We start from the raw sequence: 10,073 nt of genomic DNA on the forward strand, positions 1-10,073 counted from the left end.
AAAAGTAACAAAAAGGCTCGCGGCACGACCGATTTTGGCGACCTGACAGCCTTGCAAATTCCGCAAATGAAAGAACTCGCCGGAACTTTTTCTCGAATGTAGAAACTTTTGGGTGGCTCGAACAACTTCCATTTGCGGGAATTTGCAAGACGTCAGGTGCCCGCCAAAACGCTCAAATGCCGGACTGATTGGAAAGTGTTTATTGACATTTTTCCGCCGCTGTCGCTTTGGAAAAATGCGTCTCCGAAACACCTTTTTTCCTCAATCGCCAGAATCGTTTCCATAACGTCGTCACAGGAAACTTTTGGCATTGCAAACCCGTGCTTTGAAACAGCCAAAAAACCAGTCGAAAACTCGCGGGAAGCCGCATTTTCCTAAGACCTAACAAATCTCCGAGATTTGTTAGGTCTGGCCGAAGTTCGGGGAAAAATCTGGGAGTTGATTACAGCTTTTCTGTAGAAAATGTTAAGGTTTTTGATCAGATGTTTGTTTTGATCAGATGTTTGTTTCATGCAGAAGTGAAAACCCAAGAGTCTCGGTCAACGGCAACCCATCTTCGCCGTTAAAGACATAGCTTTTTTTTCCTTTGGACAACCGGAAACTTCTATCTTCTAAAACTTGTTTTCTTAAAAGGTCTAAAAGGCCACTCGAAATCCATGAGAGACCACATTTTCCTAAGACCTAACAAATCTCGGAGATTTGTTAGGTCTGGCCGAAGTTCGCGGAAAAAACTGGGATTCGATTACAGATTTTCTGTAGAAAATGTTAAGGTTTTTGATCTTGATGGTTGTTTTGGGCAAAACGTAAAAACCCGAGATTTTCGATCAAAGCCAACCGATTGTTTCCGTCAAAGACACACCTTTTTTTTGCTACGAAGACAACCGGAAAGTTCTCGCAAACAAAAAATTTCCTGCGGAGACAATTTTTAGCACAGCGAAGCAAGCTAAAAAGCAAATAAACACTTCAAATTAGTCCGCGGCCTAAGCACAAAACGCGGGCACCTGACGTCTTGAAATTTGGGAAAAAAGAGGCGTAAGCGGCACAGCGCATTGTTCGCCTCTTTTCCAAATTTCAAGGCTGTCAGGTCGCTTTTTTGGTTCAGCCGCAAGGCCTTTTTGCTACTTTTGCGGCCAGGCAAAAGTAGTCCCGCGGAAGGCGACGAACTACAACATCCGGCAGCGCAGCTGCCGCAAACACCAAAAAAAGCACAGCTTTTTTATTTTAGGCTTCGAGAGAAAAAAATGTCCGTAAAATAAAATTGTGTTTAAAAAAGAAAGGATCATCTTACGACAATCATAGCCCGGATGCGGGCAACTAGCCTTTCGCAGAAAAAACCAAATTTTTCTTAGGTTGCGACAGCGACCGAAGGAAGCTCGTTGCAACCTCTAGAAAAACAGGATTTTTAAAGAAAGCTAGTGCTACGTTAGCCGGAAAAAGCTTTAAAAAGAAAAAAACACTTTGATTCGTATCTTTACAAAACGAAAAATCCAAAATGAAAAACATAATCATAACCGGAACAAGTCGCGGTATCGGCTTGGAACTAGCATTGCAACTGGCAAACTCCGGGCACAAAATCTTGGCGCTGTCGAGAAAATCAAACCCAGATTTACTAAAGCACGAAAACGTGACGTATTTGCAAGTGGACTTATCTGACGAAAACCAACTCGACCAAGTTTCTGATTTTTTGCAAACCTGGGAAAAAGTCGACGCGATCGTTCACAATGCCGCAGCTTTGGTACTCAAACCTTTTGAAGACCTGAGTTTGGAAGATTTCGAGAAAGTCTACCGAGTGAACGTTTTTGGCGTTGCAGCTTTGAACAGGATCGCGATTCCGTATCTCAAAAGAGGAAGTCACGTCGTTACGATCTCGAGTATGGGCGGCGTGCAAGGAACGATGAAATTCTCGGGATTGGCCGCTTATTCTTCGAGCAAAGGCGCGGTTATCACACTGTCTGAACTATTGGCCGAAGAATACAAGGAACAAGGCATTTCGTTCAACGTTTTGGCTCTGGGATCAGTTCAGACAGAAATGCTGGCCGAGGCGTTTCCGGGTTACCAAGCACCGCTTCAGGCCAGTGAAATGGCCACATACATTGCCGAATTCACCTTGACGGGAAATAAATTTTACAACGGAAAAGTACTGCAAGTCGCTGCCACGACACCATGAACGAAACCCTGACCAAATATTTGCCAGAAGCCGCCGTAAAGCCGATTTTCGAGCTGATCGTCGCCAATGAAGTGCATCTGAAAATCGTCAATGAACGCGTTACGCGACATGGCGATTACCGGAAAGGCTATTCGGGCAAGCACGAAATTACGGTCAACGGCAGCCTGAATAAATACAGGTTCCTGATTACGTTGGTGCACGAAATTTCGCATTTGGTTGCTTTCGAGAAATTCGGGCGCAATATCAAACCGCATGGGAACGAATGGAAGTTGACATTTCAGCGATTGATGATCCCGTTCATAAGGCCTGAGATTTTCCCGAATGTGTTGTTGCCGCTTTTGGCGCGTCATTTCAAGAATCCGTCGGCGAGTAGCGACACTGACACGACTTTGTCTTTGGCGCTCAAGGAATACGACGAGAAAACGGGCGACAAACATTATGTTTTCCAGTTGCCTTATGGCGCTTTGTTCAAGATCCACAACGGAAAGATCTTCCAGAAAGGCGCGCTTCGGACGAAAAGATACGAGTGTGTCGAGGTGAAATCGGGCAGAATGTACCTTTTCAATCCAAATGCCGAGGTCGAAATTTTACCACAATTGTTAAAGCTGGATTAAATGATTTTGTTTTTCCTGCGCCAATGAGAATCTTTAGGGTAGAAAACAAAGAGATGAACAAAAATTACTACGCAATACTTATGGCAGGCGGCGTCGGATCGCGCTTTTGGCCCGTCAGCACAGCCGAATTCCCAAAACAGTTCCACGATATGTTGGGATCGGGCGAAACCCTTATCCAAAAGACATTTTCACGTCTGACGCAAATCATTCCAAAAGAAAACATACTGATCCTGACCAACGAACGCTACAACGATTTGGTGTTGGAGCAATTGCCAGATGTAAATCCCGACCAGGTTTTGCTCGAACCGGCGATGCGCAACACGGCACCGTGCATTTTGTACGCTTCGCTCAAGATCAAAAAGCAGAACCCGAACGCGTTGATGGTTGTAGCGCCAAGCGATCACTGGATCGAGGACGAAAATGCTTTTGTGGGAAATCTACAGAAGTGTTTCGATTACTGTCAGGCGAACGATGCACTGATGACGTTGGGAATCCAACCGACGTTCCCGAATACGGGTTACGGTTATATCGAGTACGATAAATCGGATGCGAACGAGATCAAGAAAGTGCGCCAATTTCGGGAAAAACCAGATTATGACACGGCAAAAGAATTTCTTGAAAGCGGGAATTTCCTTTGGAACGGCGGCATTTTCATCTGGAGCGCAAAATCTGTGGTCGCGGCTTTCGCGAAATTCCAACCTTCGATGCTGGCTTTGTTCGAGAAAGGATATGACAGTTACAACACGGCGTCCGAAAAGGAATTCATCGAGAAAAATTATGCCGATGCGGAAAACATCTCGATCGATTACGCGCTGATGGAAAACGCGCCGAACGTCTTCGTGCTTCCGGCGAAATTCGATTGGAACGATTTGGGAACCTGGGGTTCGCTTCACGAAAAACTTCCGAAGGACGAAAGTAACAATGCCGTGGTGAACGCTCGTGTGATTTTGGAAAACGCCAACAACAACATCATCCGCTCAGACGCCGACAAACTCATCATCGTCGACGGTTTGGATGATTTTATTATCGTGGATCGCGAAGGCATTTTGCTGATTTATCCGAAAAGCAAAGAGCAAGACATCAAACGGATTACCGGATTGGCGGGCGAATTATAAGTCATTTCGTTCGTTTGCTGCTTTTGACGCACAACTTTTCGGCTGGTTTTGTATCTTACGGGTAAGCTTAATCACAAACGCATGCGCGAGCTTTACGCAAATTCCAGACTTTTTGTGCTGTTTTTTTTCCTGTGCTTTGCATCGGCATTCGCTCAGCCTTCCAATTTCAGTTTTTCGGTAACTCACACTGATGAAACCTGTACTGGAAATGGTACGATGCAGTTTTCGGTACTCGGAACAGCTCCGGGTTCGACGCTGCTTTTCAGTCTGTATTCACTTCCGGACACGACAACGCCAATCACGGTAACTTCCCAAAACGGATTCACCGGATTGACCGCCGGCAATTATCTTGTCGTGGCCACGCAAACCTACAACGGACAGTCGGGAACGCAACAACAGAACGTCACGATTGAAAGCCAGATCCAAAATTTGGATTATCAGATCACACACTTGCCTGACGCTTGCAGTCAATCGGCTGTCATAGCGGCAAATGTCGTTTCAGGTAATGCGTCCACATTCGAGATTACGCAAGGTCCGCAAACGTTTGGCCCGCAATCTGGCAACACTTTCGTGGTGAGCCAAGGCGGCACCTATGTTTTGAAAGTCACCGACAACTGCGGCAACGCCATCGTGAAAACTTACACGTTTTCGTTCGCTCCCGTCGTGTCGCCTATTTTTACCGCGAATGCCAACGTAGAAAATATCGACTGCCAAACCATCGAAATCACTCAGACTTTCGAGACGAACGGCAATTTCGGGTATCCGCTCCAGGTTACTTTTACCGTGAATCCGCCAAGTGGTCCGGCGCAAATTTCCAATTATACGATAAACAGCGGCGGACAAACCGTGCTGACGATTGTCGAGAACGTGACGATAAATCCTAATGAAACTTATTCTTATGGCTTTGAGGTGATCGATGTCTGCGGAAATGTTTATACCGATGACGGAAACGTGGCAAACAGTCCAGTCTTGCCACAGGCGATTCCAACGTCGATGTCCTGCAATTTTACCGATTACGTTATCAGTCCGGCTTTGACTGCTGTCGTAGTTGAAGCGTCCGATGCTTATTCCTTCGATTTACCTCACGAGCTCGAGATGACAAGTCCTGGCTCGAACGCTTTCGAGATGCTGCAGCTTCCGGCGGGAAATTATCACGTTACAGGATTGGATATTTGTGGCGAACCTTACGATTTATATTTTACCGTAGATGCGCCTCAAGGTGGAAATCCTACGGTAAACGTACAATTGGGTTGTCTGGAAGGCGTCTCGTCGGTATACATTCGCGCGTTTCAGGGAATTGCCGACATTGCTATAATTTCCGCTCCTGCTGCTTACGCGTTTCCATTGCCGAACAACGTGAATTTCGCACTCGATTCCACACTGAGTCTCAGGCTAGCCAATTTGCCCGCAGGCGATTACGTATTCCGTATCGTGAACACCTGCGGAAGCGAATGGGATTTTCCGGTGACAGTTGCCGGACTGACTTTTACGGCCGATGTGGGCGTAACCCAACATTGTGGCGCGTTCGATGTTTCGGTTTCGTATTCCGACAACAGCTCGGGCGCCATTTCGTTCTGGCTTCAAAAATGGAATCCTTTGACGGGAAATTGGGTGCACCCGGGAACTGGTGCGGCTTATTTACCCAACACTGCTCCAACGGCCGTAAATGCAAGACTTTTGCAATTGGGAACGACGTTGAACCTGAATTATACGGGACATTTTCGCGTTTTTTCTTTCCGGACGATGTATTCGGTGACAGACGATCGTTTTTGCCTGAACATTCTCGACGAATTCGACGTGCTGCAAACGCCGGAAATCGTCAATACTTACAACTTTTCCTGCGACAATTCCGCTTTTGACGTCATCGTGGAAGCCATCGGAGGAATCGCGCCTTTGCAATATGAGATTACGACGTTCAATACCGCGCCGTTTGCGGTCGACAACGGAACATCTGAAATTTTTACAGATCTGCAACCCGGAATTTACAACTTTCGGGTCACGGATTCTTGCGGAAACATCGTCAACAGGATTCTCGAGATATCCGAAGCTTATGCCATGGCGATTGCCGCAAGTTCGTCTTGTGAAGGCCAACCTGCGAGTTTGTCTGTTCCCGAATATGCTTTCCTCAATTATTCGTGGACGCACGTCGGAAGCGCGACTGTATTATCGACATCGGCTACACTTGAGATTGCGTCTTTTTCAGCTTCAGATTTGGGGACTTATTCCGTTCGTGTTTTTACGGACAATCCAAACTCGTGCATCGACATCACGTTGCAATACGAGCTTGACCAAATCGTGCCGATCGCAAGAGCCGGATCTGACAGCCAGCAGTCTTACTGCGGCAATCAAGGTATCCTCGACCTTTCGACGTTCCTCGACGGAAATTTCCAGACAGGCGGAACCTGGTCTGAACAAACCAATTCTGGAACTTTGACCGGAAATTCTTGGAACACCTCGTCTGTTGCGCCGGGAACTTACACTTTCATTTACACAAAATCGTCGGGATGTAGCTCAGATGATATTTCGGTTCACGGTTTTACGATCCATCCGACGCCCGAAAACCCTGTTCCTTTCCTCGAGCAAGATGTTTGCCAGCAAGGCGATCTGAATTTGCAGGCGTCGACGGTTGCAGGAGCTACTTATCAATGGACTGGTCCGAACGGCTTCACTTCGTCCGATCAAAATCCCGTGATTCCAAATGCGACATCGGCCAACAATGGAACGTATTCGGTTCAGGCTTTTATCGGAAGTTGCGCTTCTGAAATCCAGGATTTGCAGGTAGCGATCGGTCAATTGCCGCAATTTGTCTTGGCGTCGGCATGCTTGAATGACAGGATGATGTTAGGAGCTACCACTGTTTCCCAAGGCGATTCGGTCACCTATTCGTGGATTGGCCCGAACAACTTCCAATCGTTCGAAAATCCGACCGATATCTCAGGAAATGCACCCGGACAATACGCGCTTACAGTCACGAACGCCGCTGGTTGTTCGGAAACTTTCGTACAAAATGTTACAGTGACTTTGTGCTCGATTCCGAAGGGAATTTCGGCCAATGGCGACGGGCTTAACGACGCTTTCGACCTAAGCGGATTAGGTGAAAACCTCAAGGTGAAGATATTCAATCGCTACGGAATGGTCGTTTACGAGATGAACGATTACGTTAACCAGTGGCAAGGACAATGCAAAGACGGCACTTTACTTCCAAGCGCGACGTATTATTACTACATCCAAAACGAGGTTGGAGACGAGAAAACAGGTTGGGTTTATTTGCTTCGCGATTAGATGGATTCGCCTTTGTCCTCGCGAAGTTGCGCCTTCCGGACTTTTTTGAAAAGGTTGGACGAATAAACGAAATCCACGATTGCCGCATTGTCGGTCTTGAAGATTTCCTTTTTCGTGCCTTCCCAAGCGAGCAAACCTTCTTTGAGGAACACGATTTTTTCGCCGATTTCCATCACGGAGTTCATATCGTGCGTGTTGACGACAGTCGTGATTTTGTACTCGTGTGTGATTTCCTGGATCAGGTTGTCGATCACGGTAGAAGTTTTCGGATCAAGGCCCGAATTGGGTTCATCGCAAAACAAATACTTCGGATTGTTCACGATAGCGCGCGCGATGGCAACGCGTTTTTGCATTCCGCCCGAGATTTCCGACGGTTTTTTGTGATGCGCGTCGATCAGGTTCACGCGCGCGATCACTTCATCCACTCGGTCTTTGATCTCGCCTTTGGTCTTGGTAGAAAACATCCGCAAAGGAAATCCGACGTTTTGTTCAACTGTCATGCTGTCAAACAACGCACTTCCTTGAAAAACCATTCCGATCTCGGTTCGCAGATCTCTTTTTTCATCTTCCGTCATATCCCAATAAGCGCGTCCGTCGTACAAGATTTTTCCTTCGTCAGGACGGTGGATTCCGAGCAAGCTCTTTAGCAAAACCGTTTTCCCCGAACCCGATTGCCCAATGATGAGATTGGTCTTTCCGGTTTCGAAAATCGTCGAAATTCCTTTGAGAACCGTGGTGTCGCCAAACGACTTGATTACATTCTTGACCTCTATCATTTGCTCAAAAGTAATTGCGTTAGAAGATAGTTCGCGGTGATGATCATGACCGAAGTCCACACAAAAGATGTCGTACTGGCTTTCCCGACTTCGAGCGCTCCGCCTTTCATGTAAAATCCGTGAAAAGACGGGATTGTGGCAAGTATGATCGCGAACACGAAAGTCTTGATGAAGGCGTAGATGATGTGGAACGGAATGAATTCGGTCTGAATTCCCGAAACGAATTCGGTCGAGCTCGAAAATCCGCCGTAGACCGCGCCGATCCAACCGCCGAGAATTCCGAGGAACATCGATAGCATGATCACGAAAGGATACAAAAGCAAGGCGATGATTTTTGGGAAAACGAGATAATTCAGTGAATTCACGCCCATGACTTCGAGTGCGTCGATTTGTTCGGTAACGCGCATCGTTCCTATACTTGAGGTGATGAACGACCCGACTTTTCCCGCCATAATGATCGAGATGAAAGTAGGAGCGAACTCCAAAATGACCGATTGCCGCGTCGCAAACCCGATCAGATATTTCGGAATCAGAGGATTCGTAAGGTTCAAAGCCGTTTGTATCGAAACGACGCCACCGACGAAGAACGAAATAAAGGCGACGATTCCGAGCGACCCGATGATGAGGTCGTCAATTTCTTTGAGGATAAGGCCTCGCATCACGGACGATTTCGTCGGTTTCCGGAAAACTTCCTTCACCATCAAAAAATATTTCCCGATTTGCGTGAGCCAGCGCGTTATGATCATGAATTCTAAATATGTGCTAAAATACGCATTAAAGTGGGCTTTTGCAATTTTTATGGTATCGCAAAATACGGGTTGTCGCCGTAGCAGAGCAGTGACAGGAAGCCGTCGCAATGGCAACGTGGTTCGACTTCCATTGTTCCTTGTCATAAAATTACGATCATCACTCCCGAAACTCCAAAATATCTCCCGGCTGACAATCCAAAGCCTTGCAGATCGCATCGAGCGTACTGAATCGCACCGCCTTTGCCTTTCCGGTTTTCAGGATCGACAAATTCGACAGCGTGATATCCACTTTTTCGGACAGCTCGTTCAACGACATCTTGCGCTTGGCCATCATCACGTCCAAATTTACAATAATCGCCATTATATCGTGAGTTCGCTTTCCTGTTGCATCTCGACGCCGCGCTTGAACAACAAACCGATTACGTACAAAGTCGCGCTCATGAAAATCCAGACGTCGGCTCCGGACAATCGCAGTTGCTGCAAACTTGGCATCACGATATTTTCGGCTACAAGCGTCTCGACATTTTTTGCTCCCCAAAACGAGAAAATCCCAATGCCAAGCGTCAGATACGAAAGTGCAAAAACGAACTTCCCGAATTCCTGGTTGAAAGGCGAGTGCAGGTTGAGTTGTTTGTCTGTAAAGACTTTCACGATGCGGTAAAGCGCCAGAGCCTTGAGTACGCCGGCAATCGTCATTAGCGACATGACTGCCACGAATCTGGTTTCGTCAAACGCGAGCAATCCCTGAAGCCCGAAATATTGCGCCGCGAAAGGTTGATACGTAATCGAGTAGATCATGTTAAAGAGGAAACTTCCGGCTTCGATGCAAAGCCCGATAAAGAGTACCCACGCGATTACGTGGAGGAAGTTTAGGATTTGTTTTGTTCCGATTTCCATAAAGTTTACGTTTTTAATTTCAAATCAAATTTAACTAGTATTTATTGAAAAACAATAAAATTATTTTGTTTTTTAGTAAAAATGTTTTGAATAGCGGATTTTTTTCGGGAGCTTTTTCCGGCTGGCAGGCACTAGCTTTTTTGCAAAAACCGGTTTTTCTAGAGGTTGTAGCGAGCTTCCTTCGGTCGCTGTTGCAACCTAAGAAAAATGCGGTTTTTTCTGCAAAAGGCTAGTTGCCCGCATCCGGGCTATGGATTGTTGTAAGACAATCTTTTTTCTTTTAAGAAATTCCTTTTTTTCAGAACTTTCTTTCGCTCTCGAAGCGTAAATAAAAAAGCTGCGCTTTTTTTGTGTTTTTCGGCAGCTGCGCTGCCGCAGGCTTTGATTTTCTTTCGTCGCCTGCCAGCGGGGCTTACTTTTACTTCATTGATTTTTATTGTTTTTTAAAGGATTCAGTGAACCTCGTTCCTCGG

At 46.5% G+C, this 10,073-nt stretch carries 9 protein-coding genes; 5 read left to right on the forward strand and 4 right to left on the reverse strand.

Features of this window, described 5'->3' with window-relative positions; genetic code table 11:
- The first annotated feature begins 1,492 nt into the window (after positions 1 to 1,492).
- The 4 genes from EOO49_RS19140 (at position 1,493) to EOO49_RS19155 (ending at position 7,178) form a co-directional block, all read left to right on the forward strand.
- Positions 1,493 to 2,167, forward strand: coding sequence for an SDR family oxidoreductase (locus EOO49_RS19140; RefSeq protein ID WP_290848716.1), 675 nt, complete (start codon positions 1,493 to 1,495; stop codon positions 2,165 to 2,167).
- On the forward strand, positions 2,164 to 2,781 hold the full coding sequence (locus EOO49_RS19145) for a SprT-like domain-containing protein (protein ID WP_290848718.1): 618 nt from the start codon (positions 2,164 to 2,166) through the stop codon (positions 2,779 to 2,781). The genes EOO49_RS19140 and EOO49_RS19145 overlap by 4 nt, the downstream gene beginning before the upstream one ends.
- A 53-nt stretch (positions 2,782 to 2,834) precedes the next feature.
- The gene (locus tag EOO49_RS19150; RefSeq protein WP_290848720.1) at positions 2,835 to 3,896 is read left to right on the forward strand and encodes a mannose-1-phosphate guanylyltransferase; all 1,062 of its coding nucleotides are present in this window, start codon (positions 2,835 to 2,837) and stop codon (positions 3,894 to 3,896) included.
- 81 nt (positions 3,897 to 3,977) lie between these two features.
- Positions 3,978 to 7,178, forward strand: a complete 3,201-nt coding sequence (locus tag EOO49_RS19155; RefSeq protein ID WP_290848722.1) for a gliding motility-associated C-terminal domain-containing protein — start codon at positions 3,978 to 3,980, stop codon at positions 7,176 to 7,178.
- Here EOO49_RS19155 and EOO49_RS19160 read toward each other — a convergent pair.
- The 4 genes from EOO49_RS19160 to EOO49_RS19175 all read right to left on the reverse strand — a co-directional run bounded on the left by EOO49_RS19160 (position 7,175) and on the right by EOO49_RS19175 (position 9,600).
- Entirely contained in the window at positions 7,175 to 7,954 is a 780-nt protein-coding gene (locus EOO49_RS19160) for an ATP-binding cassette domain-containing protein (protein WP_290848724.1), read from the reverse strand. The genes EOO49_RS19155 and EOO49_RS19160 overlap by 4 nt on opposite strands.
- Positions 7,951 to 8,700 carry an ABC transporter permease gene (locus EOO49_RS19165; RefSeq protein WP_290848726.1) on the reverse strand — a complete coding sequence of 250 codons (750 nt, stop codon included), beginning with the start codon at positions 8,698 to 8,700 and terminating at the stop codon, positions 7,951 to 7,953. The genes EOO49_RS19160 and EOO49_RS19165 overlap by 4 nt, the downstream gene beginning before the upstream one ends.
- Positions 8,701 to 8,860: 160 nt before the next feature.
- On the reverse strand, positions 8,861 to 9,064 hold the full coding sequence (locus tag EOO49_RS19170) for a helix-turn-helix transcriptional regulator (RefSeq protein WP_290848728.1): 204 nt from the start codon (positions 9,062 to 9,064) through the stop codon (positions 8,861 to 8,863).
- Positions 9,064 to 9,600: a hypothetical protein gene (locus EOO49_RS19175; protein ID WP_290848730.1), complete on the reverse strand. Its 537-nt coding sequence runs from the start codon at positions 9,598 to 9,600 to the stop codon at positions 9,064 to 9,066. Before EOO49_RS19175 ends, EOO49_RS19170 begins: the two co-directional genes overlap by 1 nt.
- Positions 9,601 to 9,644: 44 nt before the next feature.
- On the opposite strand from EOO49_RS19175, the gene EOO49_RS19180 reads away from it, so the two are divergent.
- Positions 9,645 to 9,833, forward strand: coding sequence for a hypothetical protein (locus EOO49_RS19180; RefSeq protein WP_290848732.1), 189 nt, complete (start codon positions 9,645 to 9,647; stop codon positions 9,831 to 9,833).
- Positions 9,834 to 10,073 lie beyond the last annotated feature (240 nt).

Origin of the sequence: Flavobacterium sp., assembly GCF_004295795.1 — a bacterium.
Classification (GTDB): Bacteria; Bacteroidota; Bacteroidia; order Flavobacteriales; family Flavobacteriaceae; genus Flavobacterium.

Excerpts from the sequence above, each read along its gene's own strand:
- EOO49_RS19140 (WP_290848716.1), top strand. The coding sequence starts at position 1,493 with ATGAAAAACATAATCATAACCGGAACAAGTCGCGGTATCGGCTTGGAA.
- EOO49_RS19145 (WP_290848718.1), top strand. The coding sequence starts at position 2,164 with ATGAACGAAACCCTGACCAAATATTTGCCAGAAGCCGCCGTAAAGCCG.
- EOO49_RS19150 (WP_290848720.1), top strand. The coding sequence starts at position 2,835 with ATGAACAAAAATTACTACGCAATACTTATGGCAGGCGGCGTCGGATCG.
- EOO49_RS19155 (WP_290848722.1), top strand. The coding sequence starts at position 3,978 with ATGCGCGAGCTTTACGCAAATTCCAGACTTTTTGTGCTGTTTTTTTTC.
- EOO49_RS19160 (WP_290848724.1), bottom strand. The coding sequence starts at position 7,954 with ATGATAGAGGTCAAGAATGTAATCAAGTCGTTTGGCGACACCACGGTT.
- EOO49_RS19165 (WP_290848726.1), bottom strand. The coding sequence starts at position 8,700 with ATGATCATAACGCGCTGGCTCACGCAAATCGGGAAATATTTTTTGATG.
- EOO49_RS19170 (WP_290848728.1), bottom strand. The coding sequence starts at position 9,064 with ATGGCGATTATTGTAAATTTGGACGTGATGATGGCCAAGCGCAAGATG.
- EOO49_RS19175 (WP_290848730.1), bottom strand. The coding sequence starts at position 9,600 with ATGGAAATCGGAACAAAACAAATCCTAAACTTCCTCCACGTAATCGCG.